General features: G+C 48.6%; 21 protein-coding genes. 14 read left to right on the forward strand and 7 right to left on the reverse strand.

What is annotated here, in order from left to right:
- Positions 1 to 22 precede the first annotated feature (22 nt).
- The 3 genes from hybG (at position 23) to NA197_RS05695 (ending at position 2,109) form a co-directional block, all read left to right on the forward strand.
- Positions 23 to 271: a hydrogenase maturation factor HybG gene (gene hybG, locus NA197_RS05685; RefSeq protein WP_000334889.1), complete on the forward strand. Its 249-nt coding sequence runs from the start codon at positions 23 to 25 to the stop codon at positions 269 to 271.
- 75 nt (positions 272 to 346) lie between these two features.
- Entirely contained in the window at positions 347 to 1,399 is a 1,053-nt protein-coding gene (locus tag NA197_RS05690; RefSeq protein WP_064043154.1) for an ABC transporter substrate-binding protein, read from the forward strand.
- Entirely contained in the window at positions 1,399 to 2,109 is a 711-nt protein-coding gene (locus tag NA197_RS05695; protein WP_064043153.1) for a molybdate ABC transporter substrate-binding protein, read from the forward strand. Before NA197_RS05690 ends, NA197_RS05695 begins: the two co-directional genes overlap by 1 nt.
- A 67-nt stretch (positions 2,110 to 2,176) precedes the next feature.
- Here the strand turns inward: NA197_RS05695 and yghU are convergent, their stop codons facing one another.
- Positions 2,177 to 3,043, reverse strand: a complete 867-nt coding sequence (gene yghU / locus NA197_RS05700; protein WP_000774853.1) for a glutathione-dependent disulfide-bond oxidoreductase — start codon at positions 3,041 to 3,043, stop codon at positions 2,177 to 2,179.
- A 226-nt stretch (positions 3,044 to 3,269) separates the two neighbouring features.
- On the opposite strand from yghU, the gene gss reads away from it, so the two are divergent.
- On the forward strand, positions 3,270 to 5,126 hold the full coding sequence (gene gss, locus NA197_RS05705) for a bifunctional glutathionylspermidine amidase/synthase (RefSeq protein ID WP_017466052.1): 1,857 nt from the start codon (positions 3,270 to 3,272) through the stop codon (positions 5,124 to 5,126).
- Between the two features lie 668 nt (positions 5,127 to 5,794).
- Positions 5,795 to 6,850 carry a methyl-accepting chemotaxis protein gene (locus tag NA197_RS05710; protein WP_000475253.1) on the forward strand — a complete coding sequence of 352 codons (1,056 nt, stop codon included), beginning with the start codon at positions 5,795 to 5,797 and terminating at the stop codon, positions 6,848 to 6,850.
- A gap of 299 nt (positions 6,851 to 7,149) precedes the next feature.
- Here the strand turns inward: NA197_RS05710 and uxaC are convergent, their stop codons facing one another.
- The 3 genes from uxaC to uxuA all read right to left on the reverse strand — a co-directional run bounded on the left by uxaC (position 7,150) and on the right by uxuA (position 11,341).
- Positions 7,150 to 8,562 carry a glucuronate isomerase gene (gene uxaC, locus NA197_RS05715; protein ID WP_000190180.1) on the reverse strand — a complete coding sequence of 471 codons (1,413 nt, stop codon included), beginning with the start codon at positions 8,560 to 8,562 and terminating at the stop codon, positions 7,150 to 7,152.
- A gap of 11 nt (positions 8,563 to 8,573) precedes the next feature.
- Positions 8,574 to 10,046, reverse strand: coding sequence for a fructuronate reductase (locus NA197_RS05720; protein ID WP_000437132.1), 1,473 nt, complete (start codon positions 10,044 to 10,046; stop codon positions 8,574 to 8,576).
- 110 nt (positions 10,047 to 10,156) lie between these two features.
- Complete coding sequence (uxuA, locus tag NA197_RS05725) at positions 10,157 to 11,341, reverse strand: mannonate dehydratase (protein ID WP_000815487.1); 1,185 nt, start codon at positions 11,339 to 11,341, stop codon at positions 10,157 to 10,159.
- A gap of 404 nt (positions 11,342 to 11,745) precedes the next feature.
- Here uxuA and NA197_RS05730 point away from each other — a divergent pair, with 404 nt between their 5' ends.
- From NA197_RS05730 to iraD, 5 genes are all read left to right on the forward strand, one after another.
- Positions 11,746 to 13,050, forward strand: a complete 1,305-nt coding sequence (locus NA197_RS05730) for an MFS transporter (RefSeq protein WP_064043151.1) — start codon at positions 11,746 to 11,748, stop codon at positions 13,048 to 13,050.
- Between the two features lie 395 nt (positions 13,051 to 13,445).
- Entirely contained in the window at positions 13,446 to 14,324 is an 879-nt protein-coding gene (locus tag NA197_RS05735) for a carbon-nitrogen hydrolase family protein (protein ID WP_000089254.1), read from the forward strand.
- 38 nt (positions 14,325 to 14,362) lie between these two features.
- On the forward strand, positions 14,363 to 15,286 hold the full coding sequence (locus NA197_RS05740) for a polysaccharide deacetylase family protein (RefSeq protein WP_064043150.1): 924 nt from the start codon (positions 14,363 to 14,365) through the stop codon (positions 15,284 to 15,286).
- Between the two features lie 725 nt (positions 15,287 to 16,011).
- The gene (locus NA197_RS05745) at positions 16,012 to 16,497 is read left to right on the forward strand and encodes an Hcp family type VI secretion system effector (RefSeq protein ID WP_000338759.1); all 486 of its coding nucleotides are present in this window, start codon (positions 16,012 to 16,014) and stop codon (positions 16,495 to 16,497) included.
- The gene (gene iraD, locus NA197_RS05750) at positions 16,497 to 16,877 is read left to right on the forward strand and encodes an anti-adapter protein IraD (protein WP_058116181.1); all 381 of its coding nucleotides are present in this window, start codon (positions 16,497 to 16,499) and stop codon (positions 16,875 to 16,877) included. Before NA197_RS05745 ends, iraD begins: the two co-directional genes overlap by 1 nt.
- Before the next feature lie 134 nt (positions 16,878 to 17,011).
- On the opposite strand, the gene NA197_RS05755 is transcribed toward iraD, so the two are convergent.
- Complete coding sequence (locus tag NA197_RS05755; RefSeq protein ID WP_064043149.1) at positions 17,012 to 18,496, reverse strand: NAD-dependent phenylacetaldehyde dehydrogenase; 1,485 nt, start codon at positions 18,494 to 18,496, stop codon at positions 17,012 to 17,014.
- Between the two features lie 161 nt (positions 18,497 to 18,657).
- On the opposite strand from NA197_RS05755, the gene NA197_RS05760 reads away from it, so the two are divergent.
- From NA197_RS05760 to NA197_RS05775, 4 genes are all read left to right on the forward strand, one after another.
- Positions 18,658 to 19,959, forward strand: a complete 1,302-nt coding sequence (locus tag NA197_RS05760) for an NAD(P)/FAD-dependent oxidoreductase (protein WP_001092814.1) — start codon at positions 18,658 to 18,660, stop codon at positions 19,957 to 19,959.
- Positions 19,960 to 19,973: 14 nt separating this feature from the next.
- Positions 19,974 to 20,348: a cupin domain-containing protein gene (locus NA197_RS05765; RefSeq protein ID WP_000542982.1), complete on the forward strand. Its 375-nt coding sequence runs from the start codon at positions 19,974 to 19,976 to the stop codon at positions 20,346 to 20,348.
- A 208-nt stretch (positions 20,349 to 20,556) separates the two neighbouring features.
- Entirely contained in the window at positions 20,557 to 22,056 is a 1,500-nt protein-coding gene (locus NA197_RS05770; RefSeq protein ID WP_064043148.1) for an APC family permease, read from the forward strand.
- Entirely contained in the window at positions 22,034 to 22,591 is a 558-nt protein-coding gene (locus tag NA197_RS05775; protein WP_023233781.1) for a DUF3156 family protein, read from the forward strand. The genes NA197_RS05770 and NA197_RS05775 overlap by 23 nt, the downstream gene beginning before the upstream one ends.
- A gap of 104 nt (positions 22,592 to 22,695) precedes the next feature.
- Here the strand turns inward: NA197_RS05775 and NA197_RS05780 are convergent, their stop codons facing one another.
- The gene (locus NA197_RS05780; protein WP_023233782.1) at positions 22,696 to 23,379 is read right to left on the reverse strand and encodes a helix-turn-helix transcriptional regulator; all 684 of its coding nucleotides are present in this window, start codon (positions 23,377 to 23,379) and stop codon (positions 22,696 to 22,698) included.
- A 1,703-nt stretch (positions 23,380 to 25,082) separates the two neighbouring features.
- Complete coding sequence (locus tag NA197_RS05785) at positions 25,083 to 26,402, reverse strand: ferredoxin reductase family protein (protein WP_064043147.1); 1,320 nt, start codon at positions 26,400 to 26,402, stop codon at positions 25,083 to 25,085.
- Between the last annotated feature and the right edge of the window lie 36 nt (positions 26,403 to 26,438).

Consider the following 26,438-nt stretch of genomic DNA (forward strand, 5'->3'; position numbering starts at 1 on the left):
ATTTTATTTCAGGTGGTTAATTATGTGTATTGGCGTCCCCGGTCAGGTGCTGGCCGTCGGAGATGATATTCACCAGCTTGCGCAGGTGGAAGTGTGTGGCATCAAACGTGATGTCAATATTGCTCTGATTTGTGAAGGTAAGCCAGCCGATCTGGTAGGGCAATGGGTATTGGTACACGTTGGTTTTGCGATGAGCATCATTGACGAAGACGAAGCGAAAGCCACGTTAGATGCGCTGCGCCGCATGGAGTACGACATCACCAGCGCGTGATCCCTTAATCACCTCTATTATATCGCTCTATAATCGTTGTATAATTATTTATATATCGATTGTGGGGCGAAACCTATGAATAAATTTTTGCGCCAGCTCTCTCTGCTGGCGTTGCTTTTTTGCTGGCCGTTAATGTCACAGGCGGCGCGTACTTTTACCGATCAACTTGGCCGCCAGGTCACGGTTCCGGACACCGTCGACAGAGTGGTGGTGCTCCAGCATCAAACGCTCAATCTCCTTGTACAGATGAATGCCACTGACAAAATCGTTGGGGTCATGGCGAACTGGAAACAGCAATTAGGCGACGGCTATGCGCGTCTGGCGCCGGAACTGGCACAAAAAGTCTCGCTGGGCGATCTAACGCACGTTGATCCTGAAAAACTGGTGGCGCTGCGCCCGCAGGTGGTGTTTGTCACGAATTACGCTCCGCAGGAGATGATCGACAAGATCAGCCGTCTTGGCATTCCGGTAGTGGCGATTTCGCTGCGCCATGATATTGCTGGCGAGCAGGCTAAAATGAACCCGACCCTGGCCGATGAAGAGCAGGCTTATAATCGCGGGCTGCGTGAAGGAATAACGCTGATTGGCGATATCGTCAATAAACCGCAAGAGGCGAAAGCGCTGATTGAGGCGATGGATAAAGGTCGCAAGATGGTCAGCGACCGTTTGCAGTCGGTTCCTGAAAATGAGCGGGTTCGCGCCTATATGGCGAATCCGGAGCTGACCACCTACGGTTCCGGTAAATATACCGGTCTGATGATGGCCCATGCGGGGGCGCTGAATGTAGCGGCATCCTCGGTGAAAGGCTTTAAGCAGGTGACAATGGAGCAGGTGATCGCCTGGGATCCACAGGTGATCTTTGTCCAGAATCGCTATCCAAAGGTCGTCAATGAGATCCTGCACAATCCCCAGTGGCAGGTCATTGACGCGGTGAAGCATCATCGGGTTTACCTGATGCCGGATTATGCCAAAGCCTGGGGATATCCGATGCCGGAGGCGGTGGGAATCGGCGAACTGTGGATGGCGAAAAAACTCTATCCGGAAAAATTCCACGATATTGACATGCAAAAGGCCGCTAACGACTGGTATCAACGTTTTTACCGTACTGACTATCAGGGCGTACAGTGATGCGAATACTGGCTGCGGGGAGCTTGCGCGTCGTCTGGCCGCAGCTAATGACGGCGTTTCAGGCGGATGCGGTATGTGATTTCGGTCCGGCGGGGCTGTTACGTGAACGCATCGAAGCGGGCGAAGCGTGCGACTTTTTTGCTTCGGCGAACCTGGCGCATCCGCAGGCGCTGCTGGAAAGCGGGCGGGCGCTGCGGGTCGCGCCTTTTACGACGAACCGTTTGTGTCTGAGCGTGCGGGCACAGGCGATGCGTGAAGGCGAGGACTGGCTGTCGCTATTAACCCGGCGGGATCTGCGGATCGGCACCTCAACAGCAGGTTGCGATCCTTCCGGCGATTATACGCAGCAGCTTTTTTCGCGGATGGGCAAGGAGGGCGAAGCGGTCCGAAAACGCGCGGTAGCGCTGGTTGGCGGCAGGCAGACTTTGCCGTTACCGGCGGGCCGGCTGGCGGCGGAATGGCTCATCAATCATGATTACACCGATATCTTTATCGGCTATGCCAGCTATGCTCCCAGGCTACGGCAGGTTAATTTGCTGCGAGTGGTTGATATCCCGGAACCTTATAATCCCGTGGCTGAATATGGCTTTGCCTGCCTGAGCGAGCAGGGAAAAACGCTTGCCGACTTTTTACTGTCAGCACGGGCGAGGTTGATTCTCATGCAACATGGGTTTAGTGAAGCGCCGAATATGACACACTCGCAGAACTGATAAGCGAAGCGTCAGCAGGGAATACCATGCCGGATGACGACATTACTACCTCATCCGGCATCATGGTTTAACTTTGACGTTTATCTTCGGTATTGTTTTCGAAGTCGCTGGCGTCATGGCGTTCGTGAAGCTGTTCGTTCAATGGGCCGTTGGTCCGGTTGACAATGCGCCCCCGCTTTACCGCCGGACGTTCGGCTACCTGCTTCGCCCAGCGTTGTACGTTTTGATAACTTCCGGCATCCAGAAACTCCGCTGCATCATAGACATTCCCCAGCACCACGTTGCCGAACCACGGCCAGATGGCCATATCGGCAATAGTGTACTCTTCTCCCGCGACATACGGGTGGTGAGCTAACTGCTTATCCAGCACGTCCAGCAGACGCTTGGCTTCCATGGTGAAGCGATTAATGGCGTACTCAATTTTTACCGGCGCATAATGATAGAAATGACCGAAACCGCCACCGAGGAACGGCGCCGCGCCCTGTAGCCAGAACAACCAGTTAAGGGTTTCTGTGCGCTTAGCCAGATCCTGCGGCAGGAAATGGCCAAACTTATCCGCCAGATAAACAAGAATTGCGCCCGACTCAAAAACTCGAATCGGCGGGTTGTGTGAGTTATCGCGCAGCGCCGGGATTTTTGAGTTCGGATTGATGTCAACAAAGCCGCTGGAGAACTGATCGCCCTCGCCGATGCGAATCAACCAGGCGTCATATTCGGCGCCGGTCACGCCCAGCGCCAGGAGCTCTTCCAGCATAATAGTCACTTTCTGGCCGTTAGGCGTCCCCAGCGAATAAAGCTGTAACGGATGTTTGCCGACGGGCAGCGTTTTGTCGTGCGTCGGGCCGGAAACCGGGCGATTAATGTTAGCGAACGCGCCGCCGCCGGATTTATCCCACGTCCAGACTTTTGCGGGTTGATAAGTATTATCTGCCATATTGACCTGCCTTCACAGTGGTGGTGTTGAAGCAGTGTAGCAGCTTGCTAGTCGGACATTTAACCGATTGGGACATTCCGGCGAGTGAAATTTTAACCTTCTGGCCTCAGTGTGCCTTATTGAGGTGTATGATTATGTCGACCTCTGTCCGGTTAGTGTCACAGAGCAGACAATCAGAGCGAAATCACGCCAGGCTGCTCAGGCGGTCTTGTTTTGAGGTAAGTGCATGAGCAAAGGAACCACCAGTCAGGATGCCCCCTTCGGGACATTATTGGGTTACGCCCCCGGCGGCGTAGCGATCTACTCTTCAGATTACAATTCCCTCGATCCGTGGGACGACGACGACGCAGCTTTTCGTAGCTACATCGACGATGAATACATGGGGCATAAATGGCAGTGCGTGGAATTTGCCCGCCGTTTTCTCTTTCTGAATTATGGCGTTGTTTTTACTGACGTCGGCATGGCCTGGGAAATTTTCTCGCTGCGTTTTCTGCGCGAGGTCGTGAATGACAATATTTTGCCTTTGCAGGCCTTCCCGAACGGTTCGCCGCGCGCGCCGGAGGCCGGGGCGTTGCTCATCTGGCAAAAGGGCGGCGAGTTTAACGAAACCGGGCACGTCGCGATTATCACCCAACTCCTGGATAACAAAATTCGCATTGCTGAGCAAAACGTTATCCACACGCCATTGCCGCCAGGGCAGCAGTGGACTCGCGAACTGGAAATGGTCGTAGAAAACGGGTGTTACACCCTGCGCGACACCTTTGATGACACGACGATTTTAGGCTGGATGATCCAGACCGACGACACGCAATACAGTTTGTCACAGCCTGACATCGCGAATCAGTCGCTGGCGATTCGCAGCGCAAGACTGCCAGAGAAAGGTCAGTTTGACGGTCCGTGGCTGGATGAGCGCGATCCGTTACAAAAAGCCTATGTACAGGCGAACGGACACGTTATCAATCAGGACCCGTACCAGTATTTTACCATCACCGAGAGCGCTGAACAGGAGCTTATCAAAGCGACCAATGAGTTGCATTTGATGTACCTGCACGCCACGGACAAAGTTTTAAAAGACGATAATCTGCTGGCGCTATTCGATATCCCCAAAATTCTTTGGCCGCGCCTGCGCCTCTCCTGGCAGCGTCGTCGTCACCATATGATCACCGGTCGTATGGATTTCTGCATGGATGAACGCGGGCTGAAAGTCTATGAATACAATGCCGATTCCGCATCATGCCATACCGAAGCGGGATTAATTCTCGAAAAATGGGCTGAGCAGGGCTATACCGGTAAAGGGCATAACCCGGCGGAGGGCTTAATTAACGAGCTGGCAGGCGCCTGGAAACACAGTAAAGCGCGTCCTTTCGTTCATATCATGCAGGATGATGATATCGAGGAGGACTATCACGCGCAGTTTATGCAGCAGGCGCTGCATCAGGCCGGTTTCGCGAGCAAAATTCTCCGCGGGCTGGGCGAGTTGCGCTGGGATGACGCCGGGCAGTTGATCGATGGCGACGGACGGCTGGTAAATTGTGTCTGGAAAACCTGGGCGTGGGAAACGGCGATGGAGCAGATACGCGAAGTCAGCGAGACGGAGTATGCCGCAGTGCCTATTCGTACCGGGCACCCGGAAAATGAAGTCCGGCTGATTGATGTATTACTGCGCCCGGAAGTGTTGGTGTTTGAACCGCTGTGGACGGTGATCCCGGGTAACAAAGCGATCCTGCCCATCCTGTGGTCGCTCTTCCCGCATCATCGCTATTTGCTCGACACGGATTTTACCGTTAACGATGAGCTGGTGCAGACCGGCTATGCGGTAAAACCGATTGCCGGACGTTGCGGTAGTAATATTGATTTGGTGAGCCATCAGGAAGAACTCCTGGATAAAACCAGCGGCAAGTTCGCCACGCAGAAAAATATCTATCAGCAGTTGTGGTGCCTGCCGAAGGTCGCCGGGAAGTATATTCAGGTCTGTACGTTTACCGTGGGCGGTAACTACGGCGGTACGTGCCTGCGCGGCGATGATTCATTAGTCATTAAAAAAGAGAGCGATATTGAACCGTTAATCGTCATCAAAGCGTAACGGGGTCATTCTCGTCGGGATATCGGCGTTGGCGCCGATATCCCGCCTGTTGTGTTTACCAACGAACGGCTGTCAGCTTGCCATTTACTGGTAACATATGAGAAATAATATCACAAATTATTCTTAACTTTTCTGACGCAGGCGGTGACGCTCGCCGCGTTGGCGCATCCGTTTCCTGATTTTCGTCTAATCGGTACTTTTGCGGCTGGTTACGCCGCCCCTATCCCTTTGGATTTCGGTCATGCCTGTTTGGCTGGTAAACGGACAGCATAATATATTGATGAGTCCAAATGATATTATTGGTCATATAAAAAGTTTACGTTAGGTTATTTTTCTATTGCAAAAGTTTGCGTTTAAACCCTGTCTGCAATCTTCGGGCCGAGATATAGATACACCTAAGTAAATGCAGTTAATTATTATTCAGCTATTATTGTCAGCCTTGTAAATAATATTCCCGTATAAAGCGAAGCGACTTCCATCATGACTATTAATGGTATTGTTGAATAGTTTACCTTGTAATTATTTAAGTTTGGTGGACGTTTTGTCTTATTCTGGTGAACGTATGGTTATGGCAGGTGACAGCCGATTTTTCATTATGTTAGCATGAGTTGATAATACTTTATCCAGGCATAGATCAGGATGTCCACATATAATAAGGAGAATGGTATATGTTTAAAAAAGTATTAGGCTTGCGCCACTGGAATAATAATGTTGTAAAAATACCGCCGCCAGCAGAATCTGGCGCTAATGCGTCTGACGTGGTGGTGGATACTCCTGAGCCTTATGAGCGGATACTGTGTCAAAAAATTCTGATGGGGATCTCGACGATCGATATCATTCGTAATGCCATCATTAAGTCCTGTGAGCAGCTCAACATTGAAAAAGAACGCATTAATGAACTTAACGAACAGAATGATAAAGCCAGAAGTTCATTAAAATCGCTCGTGGAATTTATCACCGAAATTGGCACGACTTCATCGGATATTGGCTGTCGTATGGGCGACTTAAATACCTCCTTAACGCAAATTAATGCGTGTATTAAAGAGATACAGAAGATCGCTAACCAGACCAATTTGATAGCGATTAACTCCGCGATCGAGGCCGCGCGCGTAGGGGATGCCGGGCGTGGTTTTAGCGTTATTTCGAAAGAGGTGAAAAACCTGTCCGAAGATGTTAAACACAGTTCGAAAAGCGTCAGTACGTTAACCTCTGTAATCAAAGATAATACGGCCAGAGTGAGTGAGGTGCTGGATAACCAACAGCCGGTTATTGATAATATTACGACTAACATAAATCAAATTGTGGAGTCTATTGGCATCGTCATCGATAAATCGCTGAGCATGAAATCGGTCATGCAGTACATCTCTACGGTGCAGTTTTTGAATATTGTCAAAGTTGACCATGTTATCTGGAAAATGGAAGTCTACAAATTACTCTTAAATAAAGACATAAACAGTAAAATAACGATGCACGATCAGTGTCGGCTGGGGAAATGGTACTACGGTTTTGAAGGGCAGCAGTTTAGCAATTACTACAGTTTCCGTAGTCTGGAAGCGCCGCATAAAGAGGTGCATACCGCTGGTCACTCTGCGCTGAACTATTTTGCCGCAGGCGATATGAATGCGATGTCGCAAGAACTCGACAGAATGGAGCGATCCAGTAATGAGGTGGTTAACCAGCTGGAAATGCTGGCTGTCGATTTATTAAAAGAAACCACACTGTGAAGTCATGAGTTATTACCGTATAACCAACAGGAGCCATCATCAACAGGACTGATGTATCACACTTTCTGCACTGGAGTTATTCCGGACAGAGAAAAGAAGCATGACGCAGAAGATGGCTGTGTTTGTTCACCCGAATCACTTACCTTAGTAAGTGATTCGGGATTAATCAGCAACCTCTTTGCTTTTTATCGGCGGCCAGACTTTGGCTGGAAAAGTGCGTTACTGCTAAATTTCTCACTCTCTTACCGCCTTCCTGCCCCTCGAAATACCTGAAACCTGTGCTCACAGATTAATAGCGATTATTTAATCGTGAAATAACGCTGGGCATTATTGAAGCAGATATCCTGAACCATACGGCTTAGCATCGCTTCATCATCAGGAATCTCTCCGTCCTGCGCCCACTGTCCCAGCAGGTTACAGAGAATACGACGGAAATATTCATGTCGCGTATAAGAAAGGAAACTGCGGGAGTCGGTCAGCATCCCGACAAACTGACTTAACAGTCCCATTTGCGACAGTTGCTCCAGTTGGCGCAGCATCCCGTCTTTCTGATCGTTAAACCACCAGCCGGAACCAAACTGCACTTTTCCGGCAATTCCCGGCCCCTGGAAGTTACCGATCATGGTCGCCAGGACTTCGTTATCACGTGGGTTCAGGCAATAGAGGATAGTCTTGGGCAGTTCATTGGTCACATCCATACTGTCGAGCAAACGGGAGAGCGCCCAGCTAATGTTATTATCGCCAATGGAGTCAAAGCCGGTATCCGGCCCCAGCAGGCGGAACATACGGGTATTATTGTTACGGATCGCGCCAATATGTAGCTGCATCACCCAGCCGCGCGCGGCGTACTGACGGCCCAGCCAGACCAGCACCGCCGTGGTAAACTGGGCGATCTCAAGTTCGCTCAGCGTTTCGCCAGCCAGACGTTTGCCCAGAATGGCGTCAAGCTGCGCGTCGTCGGGCACCGGCGCAAATCGCAGCGTTTCAATGCCATGATCCGACGCGCGGCAGCCGCAGGCGGCGAAATGGTCGAGACGGCGAGTGAGCGCCTGACGTAAATCGTCGAAACGGGTAATGCTGACATCTGCCGCCGCTTCCAGTTTCCCCAGATAATCGACAAAGCCGTCCAGTTCGATTTTGAAAACTTTGTCGGGGCGCCAGCTTGGCGCGACTTCAATATCAATGCTGTCGTCGGCGGCTATCTGGCGGTGATATTCCAGAGAATCTATCGGGTCGTCGGTGGTTCCGACCATCCGCACATTCATCTGCTGCATAATACCACGCGCGGAAAAGGCCGGTGTCGCCAGTTTCTCATTACACTGCGTCCAGATACTTTCCGCGGTATCCGGTCCGAACAGCGTACCTGTAATGCCAAATGGACGGCGTAGTTCAAGGTGCGTCCAGTGATACAGCGGATTACCCAGAGTTTTTGGTACGGTATTGGCCCAGGCCATATATTTTTCATAATCGCTGGTCTCTTTGCCGGTGATCAGCGACTCATCCACGCCTGCGCTTCGTAGCGCTCGCCATTTATAGTGGTCGCCTTCCAGCCAGATCTGACCGAGGTTATCGAAACGGCGATCGTCGGCGATTTCCTGCGGACTTAAATGGCAGTGGAAGTCATAAATCGGCATGGGCGCGGCGTATTTATGGTACAGCGTGCGGGCAATGTCGTTTTTCAGTAGAAAATCTTCAGTCATAAACGTAGCCATGATTTATCTCCTTACTTAGCCAGCGCTTCTACCGTGGCTTTCGCGCCATTCTGCAATAGCTGTTGGTAAGCGTCGGTAACGGCTTGCACAAATTCGTGGTTCTTCGGCAGGTCGTTGCCAAAGATAGACTCGATGGCCAGTAGCCCGCGAACGCGTTCTTCCGGCGTCTGATATTGCTGATGAATCGCCTGATACTGTGCAAGCAGCGGATCGACGACATCAATGGTTTTACCTTGCTCATCGACACCGCCGACATAACGCATCCATCCGGCGACGCCCAGCGTCAGGCGGCGATAGTCATCGCCCTGTTGCAAGTGCAGACGTACCGGGTCCAACAAACGCTGCGGCAGTTTCTGACTGCCATCCATCGCGATCTGCCAGGTGCGGTGTTTCAACGAGGGGTTAGTGAAACGCGCGATCAACAAATTCGCATACCCTTCCAGATCGGTGCCTTCCGGCATTGATAACGTCGGCGCTTGTTCATCAAGCATCAGCGCCAGCGCCGCGCGACGGTAAGCCGGGTTGGTCATGGTATCGGCGATAGTGTCATACCCGCCGAGATAACCCAGATAGGCGAGGAAAGAGTGACTGCCGTTAAGCATACGCAGCTTCATCATTTCAAACGGTACGACGTCTGCAACGAATTGCGCGCCGACGGTGTCCCAGTCCGGGCGACCATTCACAAAGTTATCTTCGATGACCCACTGGCGGAAGGGTTCGCAGGCGATAGCGCAAGGATCATAAACCCCTAACTGGTCGGCAACCAGCTGTAGCGTCTCTTCGGTCGCCGCCGGAACAATGCGGTCAACCATGGTGCAGGGGAAGGTCACATTGTCGGCAATCCATGCGGCGAGGGCGGCATCGCGAGCTTTCGCCAGGCCGAGGACGGCAGCCTTCGCGACGTGACCATTCTCGCGCACGTTATCACACGACAGCACGGTAAAAGCTTTCAGTCCTTGCTCCCGGCGCATGTTTAGCGCTTCGACAATATAGCCAATGGCGGATTTAGGCTGCTGTGGATGGGCAAGATCGTTTTGGATCAGCGGGTTATTGACATCAAGCTCGCCGCTGGCGGGGTCGGTGCAGTAGCCTTTTTCGGTCACGGTTAAGGAGACGATGGCGGTTTCCGGGCGCGCCATTGCCGCCAGAATCCCTGCATGGCCGTCGAATTCAGGGTGCAGCGCTTCTTTCATTGAACCGATAATTTTCAGTTCGGTGCTTTCTGCGCCGCGTTCTGCAACGGTGTACAGCAGATTTTGCGCTTTCAGGTTCGCGATCAGCCGCGCGTCGTTACCCGGCATCAGGTTCACTTCACAAATGCCCCAGTCGCTGTCGCTCTTTTCCAGTAGATGATGGGTAAAGAGCGCCTGGTGCGCGCGGTGAAACGCCCCGCAGCCCAGATGCACAATACGGGATACCAGACGTGATTTGTCCCAGTTTGGGCGGGCGACGGAAACCTGGGCGGTGGCGATATTCTGTTCCATTGCAAACTCCTGTCATTCGACGTCTTCGCCCGCGATCTCCGGGGCGAGGCATGTTGCTATTGCATTGAGTAGGGGAAATCGCATGACGCGTCGCGCCATGCGAAAGAAGGTTATTTGCTAAAGAAAGCGCGCTGGATAGCCAGTTCGACGCCGCGGACTTCCGCAAGCCCTTTCAGACGGCCAATGGCGGAATAACCCGGATTCGTTTTCTTCTTCAGATCGTCCAGCATCTGATGACCGTGGTCCGGGCGCATTGGGATCAGATCGTCGCTACCTTCGGCTTTACGACGGTGCTCTTCTTCCACAATCGCTTTAACGACTTCATACATATCCACATCGCCGTGCAAATGGGCGGCCTCGTGGAAGGTCTTCGGATTCTCTTCGCGCAGCGTAGAACGCAGATGCGTAAAGTAGATGCGCGGACCAAATTGCTTGATCATATCAACCAGATCGTTGTCGGCGCGCACGCCGTAAGATCCGGTACACATGGTGAAGCCGTTCGCCATGCTATTAACGGTTTCCACCATCCATTGCATGTCTTCAATGGTAGAGACAATGCGCGGCAGGCCGAGAATAGGGCGCGGCGGATCGTCAGGGTGAACGGCCATACGCACGCCAACCTCGTCGGCAACCGGAATAATGGCTTTCAGGAAATAGGCAAAATGTTCACGCAGTTTTGCTTTATCGATATCTTTATACGTCGCCAGGTGTTGACGGAACTGATCCAGCGTATAGCCTTCTTCCGCGCCAGGTAAACCGGCAATAATGTTGCGGGTCAGACGTGCTTTGTCTTCCTCGCTCATGGTGGCGAAACGCCGCTCTGCCTGAGCAATCTCTTCTGCCGTATAGTCGGCTTCTGCTCCCGGACGCTTCAGGATGTGCAGTTCGAACGCGGCGAATTCAATCTGGTCAAAACGCAACGCTTTGGAACCATCCGGTAATACGTATTCCAGATCCGTACGTGTCCAGTCCAGCACCGGCATAAAGTTATAGCAAACCGTATAGATACCGCATTGCGCCAGGTTACGTAGCGTTTGCTGGTAGTTTTTGATCCATAAATCGTACTGACCGGTGTGGGTTTTGATGTCTTCGTGGATAGGTACGCTCTCTACCACAGACCACTCCAGACCCGCCTCTTCAACGATAGCTTTACGTTTCTGGATCTCGTCTACCGACCAAATTTCTCCATTCGGGATATGGTGTAACGCCGTTACCACGCCGGTTGCGCCAGCCTGGCGTACATCTGACAGCGTTACCGGGTCGTTAGGTCCGTACCAGCGCCAGGTTTGTTTCATATCTCGTTTCCTCTTCTTGCGATAACGTCTTCGTGGTTGACCCATTGCCAGCCAACATCGAAACGTGCTTTGTAAACCCGTTCTGCCCCCTAAATTCAACCAAAATTTTTCTCATGTCAACCTTGTTGTCTAAATTGGCTAACCAAATCACAAATATCATCATTCACGGTCTGCCAATTTTATTTATTTGATCTGTGTCAATTTTTGCTGGGTGAAAAGCATTCACCATTCAACTTGAAATGAGTTGATGTATTTATTTCAAGAATATTAAGGGCGGGAGTTGCCGCCAGATTTTGACCGGTCCGGATGAGAAAATATTGATTGGTCAACCAATTTTTGTGATTTCAGTTTTCCCGCTACAGGTCAGACGGCGCGGAGCTAATGTTTTTTAACGAGGCTTTATCATGAAGATGACAAAATTAAGATGGTGGATTATCGGCCTGGTCTGCGTAGGGACCATCGTAAACTACCTGTCCCGTAGCTCGCTTAGCGTTGCGGCGCCAGCGATGATGAAAGAACTCCATTTTGATGAGCAACAATATTCCTGGGTGGTGAGCGCCTTCCAGCTTTGTTACACCATTGCGCAGCCGATCACCGGCTATTTGATGGATGTCATCGGACTGAAAATCGGCTTCTTTATCTTTGCCTTGTTATGGTCGCTGATTAACATGGCGCACGCGCTGGCCGGCGGCTGGATAAGCCTGGCATTTCTGCGTGGTCTGATGGGGCTAACCGAAGCGTCAGCGATTCCTGCCGGGATTAAAGCCAGCGCCGAATGGTTCCCGACGAAAGAACGCGGTATTGCGGGGGGCCTGTTTAATATCGGTACTTCGATTGGTGCGATGCTGGCGCCGCCGCTGGTGGTCTGGGCGATGCTGACCTTTGCTGATAGCGGCATCGGTACTGAAATGGCGTTTGTGATTACCGGTGGGATCGGCGTGCTGTTCGCCATCACCTGGTTCCTGATTTATAACTCGCCAAATAAACACCCGTGGATCACCCACAAAGAGCTGCGTTATATCGAAGACGGCCAGGAAAGCTATCTCCAGGACGATAATAAAAAACCGGCCGTTAAAGAGATCGTTAAAAAGCGTAACTTCTGGGCGTTGGCGATTACCCGTTTTCTGGCTGACCCGGCATGGGGAACGCTGAGTTTCTGGATGCCGCTGTATCTGATTAACGTGATGCATCTGCCGTTAAAAGAGATCGCCATGTTTGCCTGGCTGCCGTTCCTGGCGGCGGACTTTGGCTGCGTTGCAGGCGGTTTCCTGGCGAAGTTCTTCATGGAAAAGATGCACATGACCACGATCAATGCGCGTCGTTGTAGCTTTACCATCGGCGCTGTTTTGATGATTTCGATCGGTTTTGTCAGCATTACGACTAACCCGTATGTCGCCATTGCATTGATGAGTATTGGCGGTTTTGCGCACCAGACGCTGTCTACCGTCGTGATTACCATGAGCGCTGACCTGTTCAAGAAAAATGAGGTCGCGACGGTTGCCGGTCTGGCAGGATCTGCGGCATGGATGGGACAGTTAAGCTTCAACCTGTTTATGGGGGCATTGGTCGCTATTATCGGTTACGGCCCGTTCTTCATTGCACTCAGTCTGTTCGATATTATCGGCGCCATCATCCTGTGGGTACTGATTAAAGATCCAGAAAAGCACCACCCGGCAATGACGGAACAGCCGCTGGCGTCTCACCGCTAAAGCTGTCTCGGTTTCACTGGCCTGATAAGCGAAGCGCTACCGGGTTCTAACGGCCACCTTCGGGTGGCCGTCTTCATTACCCTTATCGGTAAAAATACGCGTTGGTTTTATACCAGCGCGTTATCATTTAGTTTGCCTGATTATTTTCAGATGCTGAAAATAATATTGTGGTAAGGGTTATTGTTTTTCGCCTGGATTTTTATCGACTCTCTGTCTCGCTGCGATCATCGATAAAGTCCCCTTTATGTAAATAAAGGTTCAATGCTTCTACTCTTTTCTCCATATATTTTGCGCAGCTTCACAAAAAATAACCTGATGTCGTAATGTCCACTCCCTAATATTCTCCATGCGCTATACGTTAATTTAAGTTTAAATTTCATGCCGGGGATATCACGATGTCACGTAATTTTACTGTTTCAGCCTGTCAGTATATTGTTACCGAAATAAACACTTTTGAAGATTTCATAACAAAGGTAAGGATACTTCTTAATAAAAGTCAGGGGGCTGATGTCGTTATCTTCCCGGAGCTATTTACCATTGAGTTATTTACATTATTGAAAAAATGGCAAGAAAGACCCATTTCACACCTTACTTTAATTGATCAGTTCACGGATGCCTATAAGCAGCTTTTTCAACAGGAAGCGAAAGAAAGAGGACAGTTCATTATTGCTGGCTCTCATCTGGAGCAGACTGGAGCAGATCGCTATGAGAATGTTGCGCATATATGGGGACCCGATGGCGAACATTATGCTCACAGTAAGACGCATATCTTCCCGGCTGAACGGGGTTGGTATACTCAGGAAGGCGATAAAATGGCTGTTTTTCAACTGCCATTTGCAAAGGTGGGTTTTAATATTTGTTATGAAGCAGAAATACCGGAGTGTGCCGCGACGCTGGCGGAACAGGGTGCGGAGTTAATTTTAACGCCTTCCGCTACGTTTACTGAACAGGGATTTTGGCGAGTCAGGCATTGTTGCCACGCACGTTGTATTGAAAATCAAATTTATCTTGTTCACTGTTGCCTGGGCGGAAACCCGGGCGGGCCACTGCCTGGCTGCTGGGCCCGAAGTTCAATTTTAAGCCCCTGTGATGTCGTGTGGAAAAATCCACAAGGTATTATCGCAGAGGCGCACGTCAATCAAGAGGATGTCATTTCAGGAGAAATTAACCTCGATGTTCTATATGAAAATAGACTTGGGGGGGCAGCAACAACGTTCAAGGACAGACGCAGAAAAGCAGGCATATATAATATCTGGCCATCACACATTAAATAACAGAATGTGTCCCTTCTATGTATTAGCTGGAGGTCGTTATGGGATATTTAAAATTACCTGAGGGTAAAAGGATTGCGGTCAATCTTGGTGTTGATGTAGATGCTCAGTCTTTATGGCTGGGCGGATTTAATCGACCGTCGCCATCCTTTATGTCACGAGGAGAGTTTGGTGCACAAGTTGGCGTACCAAGGCTTCTGAAATTGTTTAAAGAAAATAATATCAAAACCACCTTTTTTATTCCCGGACACACTGTAGACACCTTCCCGGAAATCAGTAAAGCGATTTTTGATGCCGGGCATGAAATCGCTCACCATGGCTACTATCATGAAAATCCGACTCTGGTGAATCGTGATACAGAACGCCGACTTATGGATCTGGCGTTCGCCTGTTATAAAAGACATTTCGGCATACGTCCTGTGGGATACCGTTCTCCCTATTGGGATTATAGCGAGAATACGCTGGATCTTCTGGAGGAAGCCGGTTTTCTCTATGACAGTAGCCTGATGGCGAGAGATCTTGTGCTTTACCATCCTCAACGTTGGCAGGTGAATTGGGAAACGGGAAATATCGCAGGCCCGGCCAGCGCGATTCTGGAAATTCCTGTTAGCTGGTATCTGGATGATTTTCCCGCACTGGCGTATACCGGCAACCAGGAGGGGATGAGCGATACTGACGGTGTTCTGCGACGCTGGAAGGATATTTTTACCTATGCTTATAACCATCAGGAAAACGGCTTATATGCGATGGCTCTTCATCCGCAGATAATCGGTCATGGGCATCATATGATGATGTTGTCACGTTTGATTGAACATATTAAAGGGCATGATGGCGTATGGTTTGCAACCTGTGAAGAGATAGCCAGTGTCTGGGTGGATGACGAAGAGGATCGACAAAAAATGCTCCGTCCTGATGTTCGTGGCGTAGCGCCGGTTCCGGATGATTATGGCTGGCCGGGCAAATGATATCACCTCATGACAATGTTAATATCAGTCGGGTAACGGATTACCCGGGCAGAAGTTACCTGTTTGCCCGCTTGTTAATGCATATTGTCCATCAGAAAGGGAGACTATCCCGGGACGTATAAAATCTTTTTTATTTCGGTCAAAACGTTAATCAACGAGAATAGTTTGTTTTTTGATTTAAATCATTTTTTAGTGTTCACAGGAAAATAAGCAAATAATATTTATAATGTGAGCATTAAGAAAAATAAAATTTCCATAGTGATTAATTTTTACGTAACGCTTTGATTTTTAATGTTTTTGTGTGTGTTAATTGATGTAAATCAATTTGTATTTTTTTATTAAATAAGTAAAAATTAAGTTGATATTTGCTTTTTGATGTGTTTTTTATATATAGCTGATTATTATTCTGGAATGTCAATTTTTGAATAACGACGCTGTGATACCGGCACCAGGGATACTTTGCGATAAAAGGGATTGAATATGGCAGAGAGCGTTCAGTATAACCTCAATTGTATTTGGCCACAGCGGGCCAAAACCTTCTATTGCATTGCAACCAGCGGAATAACGTTCATCAGACGTGGGTAAACGTTGGCAAAATCCCTGCAAACCTGGCGCTTTTCACGCTGTGTTTTTTGGTCGTTGCGCTTTTAATAAGAGTCACAAGCGTTGGCCGCCGATATTCGTCTGGCTGCTGAACTGCCACTTGATCAACAAGGAGATAAATCATGGATGCGATTTTTTTAAAGCTCGACAATATCAAAGGCGAAAGCCAGGTTGAAGGCTTTGAAGATCAGATAGAGATCATGTCTTATAGCCACAATGTGGCAATGCAGGTAAATAACGATGTTAGCCTCACCGAGCGGACCTCCGGGCGTGCGCATGTTGGTGAAATGTCGCTCACCAAATTTGTCGACCTCGCCACGCCTGTGCTCAATGAGTACTGCTGTAGCGGGAGGCTAATTAGAACAGCGGTGCTGACGTTGTGCCGCAATGACGGCGGCAAAATGCGGTCGCTTATCGTTTATACCCTGACAAACGTGCTGATATCACAACTCAGTGTTAGCGGCGGCGCCGGCGGTAAGCCGGTGGAAACGATGTCGCTGAACTTCACGAAAATCGAATGGCAAATCACTGCCGAGAAATCAGACGGCGCTCAACAGGAGTCCAGAACGTCAGTATGGGATCTGGCGATGGACCAGATAGGGAAATGATGATGACGCCAACCATTCCGGTCGCGCTATTCGACAGGCTCTTGGTTGAGGGGATAAGCCCACATGAATTGGTACGACGCAAGTTAATGTGTTTATTCAACTCTTGCGTCGTGCCAGGTGGCGAGACATTACCGCCGCTGCTCACTCGGGGTATGCCGGAATGGCACGAGGTGAATGTGGGTGACAAACGGGTTCTCAACTGGTTTTGCCGTGAGCTTCGCGCTGCTATTTTACGTTATGAACCGAGCATCAACATGCTGAAAGTCAGTGTAAAAGATGCCCATCATCAGACGCTGGCGTTGTCTTTGGAAGCGATGTTACAGGATGAGTCTGAACCGTTAAGGCTGGAGATAGCCTACTCTAACGGTAGATGGCGCTAGTAATGCAGGAAGGAACGCCGGGCCGGGCGTTTAACATTACCCACAAGCAAAAAAACGCAGCGAGCGAACCTGATAATCAGGCAGACAGTCCACCTTTCGGTATGGTTGATCTGCCTGCATCATTTTCAGGATGGTTAATAACGGACCATGACCGATTTAAGTTCGGTATAGTCATCAATAAACGCGCTGCCAAATTCACGACCAATGCCCGATCCTTTCATCCCTCCAAAGGGTACCGCGGGATCGAGGAAGGTATGCATATTGACCCACACCATGCCAGCATCAATATCTTCAGCGTAGCGTAATGCCTTAGACATATTTTCCGACCACACACTTGCAGCAAGGCCGAATGGCGAAGCGTTGATATGCGAAAGCGCCTCTTTTTCATTCTGATAACCGATAAAGCTACAGACAGGGCCAAAGGTCTCCTCGTGCATCAGCGTACTGTTTTTACTACGCACTTTTACCGCCGTCGGCTGTAAAAAGTACCCTTCGCCGGGTAAAGTTTCACCGCCGTAAACAATAGTATCCCCTTCTTCCCGTGCGCGTTGAATCAGATGCAGCACTTTTTCAAGCTGAACCTGATTCGCCAGCGGGCCCATCACCGTTTTTTCATCTAAAGGCGAGCCGGGCACGATCTCCGATAACCGTTGTCTGAGGAGCGTCATGACCGTATCCAGTTTTTCCTGGGGCAGATAAAAACGCTCTGCGGCAGCACAAATCTGTCCTTGATTCAGATAGCCGGCTTCAAGAATACCGTTGACCATGGCTTGTGCCGTGAGATCATTGAGAAACAGCGCCGCATTTTTCCCTCCCAGTTCGAGGGTAACGCGTTTTCCTGACGATGTTGCCGAACGCCGGACTTTCTCACCTGTCGCGACTGACCCGGTGAAACTCACTTTGGCGCAATCTGGATGCGCGATCAGCTGTTGCGCTATCTCACCGCCAGCACCGTTTACCACGTTAATTACGCCATCAGGGAAACCTGCCTCTTTAGCCAGTTCAGCGACTCGCAGCAGTGTCAGCGGGGTATATTCACTTGGTTTAATGACGATGGTGCAGCCACATACCAGCGCTGCGGCCAGCTTCCAGATAGCAATCATAATGGAGAAATTCCACGGCACAATACCGACGACCACACCAATGGGTTGGCGTTGGGTAAACGCGGTGTATCTCTCTTCTCCCATTGATGGCAGGGAGACATTCAGCGTTTCACCGGTTATTTTTCCTGCCCAACCGGCAAAGTAACGCAGGAAGGCCACTGACTGATCGAGTTCAAGACCGCGCGACAGCGTAATCGTTTTACCTGAACAGACGCTTTCCAGTTGAGCTAACTCTTCACGATGAGCGGCAAGAATATCAGCCAGTTTCAGCAGTAATGCGCCGCGTTGTAACGTTGGCATTTTACGCCAGACATCAAACGCCCGTCTGGCGCTCTGCATGGCCTGTTCTGCCTGCGCAGGGGTTGCCGACACAACGTCGGCGATGATTTTGCCGGTGGCTGGGTTAGTGACCGAGAAGTTCGTGCCGTTTCCGGCCTGACGTTCACCTGCAATAAATTGTCCGTGTCGTTGGCGTAAAAAAGTCGTTACTTCGGCAAGTAATGTCACGTCGCTCATCAGAAGTGCCTGTAGGTCAGGAATGTACGTTTTTCCATCCCAACATACTTTTTCGGAACTGAATATCGTTCCAAAGAACGTCATTCTTCCGGACGATATTTTGTAAAACGTTACCGTGCTGTGATAGCGGTCTTAGTCAAGCGTGATGACAAGGTAACGCGATGAATACAAAAATCGATGCGTTGAATTACTACGGCGCGACGAAAAAATACCCGTTGCATTTTCCTGCTCTGCAAGACGATATTGATGCCGATGTGGTGATCATTGGCGGTGGCTTTTCAGGCATCAATACCGCGCTGGAACTGGCGGAGCAGGGGATCACTAATGTTGTCGTTCTGGAAGCCCGCCATCTTGGGTATGGCGGCACCGGGCGAAACGGCGGTCAGGTGATGGCCGGTATAGGTCACGACATCGAAGCCGTTAAAAAATATGTAGGCGCAGCGGGAATGGAGACGCTGTTTAAAATCTCGAACCTCGGCGCAGGCATTATTCGGGAGCGAATTCGTAAATACCATATTGATGCTGATTTTGTCCCCGGATATGGTTATCTGGCCTACAACCAGCGGCAGTTAAAAACGCTGCAACAATGGGAAAAAGAATTCAAAGCCGCTACGCCGGAAGACGATATTGAACTCTATACCGGTAAAGACGTGCAGCAGGTTATCGGTTCCGACGTCTACTGCGGTGTTCTCAAGCATATGGGGGGAGGGCATGTCCACTCGCTGAATTTATTGCTGGGCTCCGCTCAGGCTGCGAATTCGCTGGGGGTGAAGATATTCGAATATTCACCTGTGGTTGAGGTCAGTTACGGTAAAACTGTGCGGGTACGTACTGCGATGGGCAGCGTAAAAGCGGCCAAATTGCTGTGGGCCTGTGATAGTTTTCTCAATAATCTGGAACCAGAAATTTATAAGAAAACGCTGGTTACTTATTCTTATCAGGTCTCTACAGAACCTCTCTCCAGCGAGCTTGTTGAGCGGATCAGTCCCTTGCGCGGGGCTTTTAGTGATATCCGCCCGGTGATAAATTACTACCGTCTCACAAAAGAAAACCGTCTGCTGTTTGGTAGCGCCACAAGGTTTCTTGAATATACCCCGCACGATTTTGCTGCCTGGAACCGCACTCTGTTGACGGAGGTCTTCCCTTATTTGAAAGACGTTAAAATCGATTTTGCCTGGGGCGGACCGATGGCCTGTAGCGCGAATCTGTTTCCGCAGATTGGCACGCTTCGTGAACACAATAATGTTTTTTATGTTCAGGGTTATTCCGGATTTGGCGTCACGCCTTCCCATATTGTATGCAAAATCCTGGCCGAAGGAATAAATGGCGGTTCCGAGCGGTATCGTCTGATGAGTAGCATTCCCCACGCGACAATTTATGGTCGCGACAGTCTACGTCTATTACTGGTCAGTGCGGGAAAACTGATACATCAAACAGCCGGTTTCTGGAAAGGCCGGAATTAACCAGGAGAACATTAATGCACGCTTTTAAACTCAATCAACCTGTTCCTGAATTACAGCCAGTCGGGAGTGTCAGCCTGTTGGGGGCGTTGCCAACAGAAGGCGATCCCCAGGTCGCCGTTGCGATGATTTACGGTAAACCTGAGGACGTATTTACCTGTGGACTGTTTTCATCGACCCGAGGCGGTTTCACGATGATTTATCCCTTTACCGAGCACGCAACCGTGCTGGAAGGGGAAGTGGAACTCACTGTTGCGGGTCAGGAACCGATACGTTTTTCCCCAGGCGATAGTTGGTTTGTTGAACAGGGAACCGAAGTGGCATGGAAAGTTTTAACGCCCCGTTTTGTAAAACATTATCTGGCAAAAGTTGAAAGCCATAAGCAGGGTTGAATCCTTTAATTGTTCGTCAGTAGCGTTGGCATCAGTGGGGGGAATAACACGCTCCCCACTTGCTATTAGCGCGTGCGGGGACGGCGTCACAAATTTATTTACCGTTATCCCTCTTCAGGACGATACCCGCTGGATGGGATGCCTGCCATAAATAAACGTTATTCCGGAGCGGTAATTTATTGTTGTAATAATAGTGAAGAGGTTGACCATGTTTAAAAACAGACTTGCCAGCCATCTTGAACGTGGCGTTATTGGTTTCCCCACGACGCTTGCCAGCTCCGTCGGGCTGATTATGGCAAGCCCGGTGATCCTGACCGTGACCAATGGTTTTGGCTCAGGGGGAGATACCTTTGCCCTTGCGGTATTACTGGCATTTATTATGATGCAAGCGCAGATTACCACCTTTGCCGAAGCGGCAACGCTTATTCCCACGACTGGCTCCGTCTACGACTATATTTCCTGCGGGATGGGGCGTTTTTTCGCTATCACCGGTGCGCTTTGCGCTTACCTGATCGTACACATTTTTGCCGGCACGGCAGAAACGATTCTCGCTGGCGTCATGGCGCTGGTGAACTTTGAGTCCGTTAGCGAACACGTGGCCATGCAGCACAATACCTGGATGGTTGGCGTCGGCATGGTAGTGGTTTTCGGGTTATTGAATGCCATTGGTGTTGAAGTATTTGGCAAGGTGGAAGTGTTTCTTACATTCGGTATGTGGACTACCCTGACCATCTTCGGTTTATGCGGGATCCTGTTATCCCCGGTCACTCATCATTCCGGGTGGTTTGGCGCACCGCTTGATGTCAGTAATCTTTCTGGTCTGTTTGGTTATATTGGCATGGCGATGTTTATGTTCGTCGGTTGTGAACTGGTCACGCCAATGGCGCCGGAAATTAAAAAAGCGCATCGTACGATTCCCAGAGCGATGGCGCTTGGCCTTTTAGCGGTGGCAGGTTGTATGTTCCTCTATGGCGCTGCGATTAACCGGCAGGTAAATAATGTGGTGGTCGATGCGGCAAACCATATCTTTTTACTGGATACGCCGATGGCTATTCCCGCCTTTGCCAATCGTGTCATGGGACATGCCGGGCAATACTGGCTGGGCGTGGGGTTGTTGTTAGCGGGATGTGCGACGATTAATACGCTAATGGCGGCAGTACCGCGTATTATATACGGCATGGCGCTGGACGGCGCTTTGCCGCGGTTTCTGACCTGGTTGCACCCCCGCTTTAAAACACCGGTCATCGCCATCGCATTCGGTGTTGCGATTCCCTGTTTACATGCCTGGTATCTGAACGGTGATATCGACCACATTGTTCCGCTGATCCTCGCTGCGGTCTGCGCCTGGGGAGTAGCTTATCTGCTGGTAACGTTATCGGTCGTTATCTTACGTATTCGGCGCCCCGATTTGCCCCGCGCTTACCGGGCCCCTTGGTTTCCCTTACCTCAGATTATTTCGAGCGTGGGTATTATTATCGCCATTATTAATATCGCGCCTCCAGGAATGAACAGTCGGGATGTACTTATACCATTCGGTATTATGCTTGGATTGACTGCCGCCTATGCCTTATTCTGGACATTATGTGTGCAACGGGTTAATCCTTTCCTCCCGCTTCCGGTAGAAGAGGTCGTGGAACGGGCGATGGGCAATTATGAAAAGCGAAACAATGAAGAGATGACGCCAGATGTCCTCCGTCCCCTGGTTTAAGAACGCATTAATGAATATGGTGTTACGTGATTTGAGCGGCTGGCGTTGTGAAAAATTGACCGAACATAGCGCCGTGCTGCATCTGAATGCATTTACCCAGGTTATCTGCCATGTTCAGCAAAAACGGTTATTCATGGCCAGTATTCACAGTTGTGAATTCAGGGTGAAAGGCACAATCAATTATCCTTTGCAGGGCAAAATTCGCGCTCATCAGCCCGGATGGCTGAAACGTTATCCCGTCATTTTTACTGGCAGTAAAAGTACCGCCGGGCTGATTAGCTATCTTAATCGTTTCCCCAATTTACAACAGGCTCTGAGTGAACTGGATTATCGTCGGTTTACTCTGGTTTTACATCATAAGGAATGGTATTGCGGCATTGAGCTATGGGCTGCTAGCGAAGTGGTTTGTAAAATGCCGCCGCTGCGCCGTTATCTGCGGCTTGAGCGGCACCAGCGTGTTCTTCTGCTTAGTGTGATAAATATGATCAATCAGGCCATGAATCAATGGCTGCAACAGGATGCCGACGCCAGATAATATGACATTTTATTGCGGCATCAGCTCAGAGGGTTGTATTAATTCAGGCATATATGACATATGGGGAAAAGACCCGCAATTGACGCGGGTTAAAAAGAACGCTTTCACATATTCAGTGAATCTTGTACCGAGGACATTCTGGTTCGGGAAACCAGTTCCGTGCGATTTATCACTTCTGTTTTAGCAAAAATATTACGTAAATGCGTTTTCACTGTTGAGAGAGAAATATTCAACTGACGGGCAATCAATTTGTTGCTGGCCCCTTCGCAGACCATTCCCACAATTTCACGCTCTTTGGCGGTCAATATTGACGTCAGATTGTTGTCTTCCTGAAGAGAATCATGAATTGCCAGTCCCAGTAATGGTTGTACTGCCTGGGCTCGCAAACGCTCTTCGCTGGAAAAAGGTATATCGCGCATTAATGAAATGCCCGCGATAATACGATGGCCCCGACGAATAAAGATCTCAATCATGTCGCACACATGATTAGGTAGCATAAATTCATGATAATAATGGCGATGACGGGCACAGATACCGGGCGTCATCGTCGCTACGGTAACAACCTGTTGGCCGAACCGGGAAGGCGATAGCGGGTCTAATGGTTGAAAATGCTCCAGATATTGTTGGTGTGTACTATTAGAAATGTTATGTAAAACATAGGCTTCTGGCTTTAAATAAGCATTAACACGATAAAAAACCGCCGACGACAGAGGAATGAGTTGCGCAATGCTCTGTAAGCAATGGAGAGTGATCCCGTCATTATGGCCAGTAGTTGATAAGGCTGACATGTTATCTCCTTCCATCCGGATGAGCGCGCCGGGACGCAGTAAAATAGTGGTATGTTGAAACATACAATTTACATTAAGTTAACACAATCATTCACATGTTAATAATGTGACGCGTGTTGCGGTATTTTTTATAACTATTTGAAATAAAACAATTTTAATTTAAATTATCTCTAGTTTTATAAAAAATAATTAAAAATTATTAATATAATTTTTTTTCTGTCGCGGTTGACTCATCTCCTGAAAATGCCGTGGGTTCTCGTCCTTCAGGACGATATTCTTTTGAGACGCCTGTTCTATGATTTTCTGTAATAGCGCAGGTTAACAGAGACTTAATTTCTGGTTCAGACAGGATTTGCTAAATAACGTTTCAATAGCGTCATGCGCTATGCAGAAAACCGGCGTTTTTACCCACAAAAAGCGGTGGCTGCCAGTATATTTTAATGAACAGTAGTGAACATGAATAGCGGAGTAACCTGTTGATTTTATAAATAAAAACGGACGACATAGGGCGTCCGCATCTGAATGGTTGGTGCCCGGACTCGGAGAAGTCCTTTGGGCTAATGGACTGTTAAAGCTATTTTTGACCGTTTATCAAGACCACCACAAAACTAACCCTTACAGAATTATCTACGTGATTTGCCTGGTGTGGGTTCGATTCCTGCTACTGTCTGATAATTGTTAAACCAGTTCTTCTATATAGGGTATCAGCAGAGCAGACTTTCGAAATTTGACACCCAGTGAGAATCGGTGTGAGGCACTCACGGTTTTTTCCTGCCGTCTATTCATCATTGAAAAATGATAGTATTTTTATGAGAATAAGAGCCAAAAATATAGAGGCGCCTATATAAATCCCTCGTTCTGTCCAGGTATCCAGACGAAATAACCAATAGACACATAAAAAAACAAGTAGCCCACCAATAATTGACGCGAGAGCGCCAATGATTTTTTTTGAGCATATATTTAAAAGTACCTTCATTATATTCCATGGTTTTTCTTTTTGTGTCGCCACTTAAAAAGTCTGATAATACGTTTCACCATTTGATAGAATACATATATAAATAGTAAAGGGCATAAAAATACAGAAAAACGCGCAATTATATTTCTAATGGGTTTTTCTGCTACCTGATAGCAAACCGGCTCTCTTAGGATAGTATCATTTTGGGGTGGCCGTTTTCTGTGACCAATGTTGAAAATGTAATCTCATTAGTGTTTAAACTATTGTGTATATTTTTTACTTCCCCAGATATAGGCAAGCACTGGAAACCATAATTATCATATGGTGGTTCACCATTAATAGCATCAATTCTATCATATACCATTAATCTTTTCCCGCATTAAGTGCGGGGGGATGGTAATCTGTGAACTCATCAAAAGTTCGATTTATTCAACAAAGCCGAAGATAACCCGTCTTTATCGATCATTACGTAGTAATGGAAACGGTGTGGAGGGACGCGACCTCTTTTTCATATCTAAGGGACGCCGCAGTGGCGCCCCTTAATTATTTACATAATCCCTTTTCTGACCAGAGGAGTATTAACCCACTCATGAGCTTCTTTACTTATCTCAACATCCGGAGCGCATTGTGCCAGTAGTCCGGAAAATGAATTACAGGGCTATTTCTGAGATTCGGTTTCTTCGATTTGTTGTAAACCAATGCCGAGGTGGCCTGCGAAAAATATGTATATGAATTTTCTCATCAATAATTAACGCATATTAAAACGATCATAATGAAAGGCTTTCTCTGATATCCCGTACTTTTGTAGTCCGGATAATAGACTTTTCGCAAAGCCTGCGGGTCCGCAAAACCAGACGTGAACGTTTTGGCTATTATCGCTTTCCATCATAATATGTTTGGCTTCCAGTTTCATCCCGGCATCGATACGGTGTAAAGTCACACCTGCCGCTGTACATAACAAATCGAGATTTACAGGGTACTGCAAATCATCATGCTGACCAACGCAATACCATAAATCAATAGGGCAGAGTGGGTGGCCTGAGTATTTTAAATATTCCAGCTGAGATATAAAAGGAGTGATACCGATCCCTCCCGCAACCCAGACCTGACGCTCAGATTGAATATTAAAGTCTAAATAACCCCAGGGGCCCTCAACAATCACGTCCTGTCCAATTTTTAATTCTTTCTTTAGTGAATGTGTATGATCCCCTAATGCTTTAATGGCAAAACGCAAGTGTTTTTTATCCTGGTAATAAGAGGCGATAGTGAATGGGTGTGCCTCTGCATCATGTTGAAATGTTAAAAATGAAAACTGCCCTGGTGTATGCAATAGAGGGGTGTCAGTATGTAGAGTTATTTCTATAATATCATTTGGGTAATAGTCGATGTTTGTGATGATCGCAACGCGTTTGTTTTTATAAGCAATCATATTAAATAGCGAAAGGCCGGCAGCATAAATACCAGGGATACTCACTATTACCAGCAGAATGCCCGCAGGTGAATTCCACCAATATGTTTTAAATAGAACGGTAAAAATATGGAAAGCAGTAGCCAGGTAAAAAACAGGAAACAGACGATGTATAAAATGGAAAATGTTATAAGGGATTTTTTTTACAAGAGAAACCAGCACCAACCCTATCATCAGGTATGCAGACCATTCAGCAGCTAACAATCCTGCATAGATCAGTTGAGATTGCCATGAGCTTATCTGAACACTTCCCAGTGATCCTGGATGAGCAAGCCAGCCATTTTGCACCAGCCAGTGAGGTATTTTTTCGTCCAGCCAGTGCGCCAGCGTAAAGACTGTTGCGATAATACCAGCTTGTTTGTGTAAACCCCATGATTTATCCAGACCTTTCAGGATTCGATTCAACCAGGGTGAACGCAAAATCAGACACATAGCTAATGTCATAAAACACCATGCGATGCACCCACTAAAAAAGAGAAAATTTTGCTGAAACAGCCAAAAGATTTTAGATGTTTCAGCGTGGAATATTTCACCTGATAAGACAAAAATAAGACTTGCTGTGAGTAATGTTAAGCTACTCACAAAATACGTTATTTTCATAATGGCCTGTTTTTTTAGCAGGCACGGGCAATTACC

It is taken from the genome of Salmonella sp. NW884 (assembly GCF_051700745.1).
In the GTDB taxonomy this organism is placed as follows: Bacteria; Pseudomonadota; Gammaproteobacteria; order Enterobacterales; family Enterobacteriaceae; genus Salmonella; species Salmonella enterica.